Source organism: Chryseobacterium sp. SIMBA_028, assembly GCF_046535285.1.
GTDB lineage: Bacteria > Bacteroidota > Bacteroidia > Flavobacteriales > Weeksellaceae > Chryseobacterium.
Genome location: NZ_JAWRWZ010000750.1, coordinates 1 through 241 on the forward strand (window position 1 = coordinate 1; position 241 = coordinate 241).

Genomic DNA, 241 nt, shown 5'->3' on the forward strand with positions numbered 1-241 from the left:
CGATCGACGGTGACGGATTCCAGGTAATCCAGGTCCAACACTGCTGCGGTTCCCGGGCCCTCCGGGACCTTGATGGTCCCGGACTCGATATGAAAATCCTGGCCGATGTCGCTGTTGTAATAGCGTTTGGTGGCCGAGATGTCTGACGGAAGGGTGAAACCTGGCAGCGAAGCGAGCTGCAGGTTCGCTGCCCGGCCGATCGCGGTCTCCAGCACACCGCCGCACCATACCGGGATTCCCT

The 241-nt window shown here is 61.4% G+C and carries 1 protein-coding gene; it reads right to left on the reverse strand.

From position 1 onward, the window contains the following. Positions 1-241 (reverse strand): enolase C-terminal domain-like protein (locus SCA31_RS25255; RefSeq protein WP_410699678.1); only part of this gene is annotated, 241 nt, incomplete at both ends.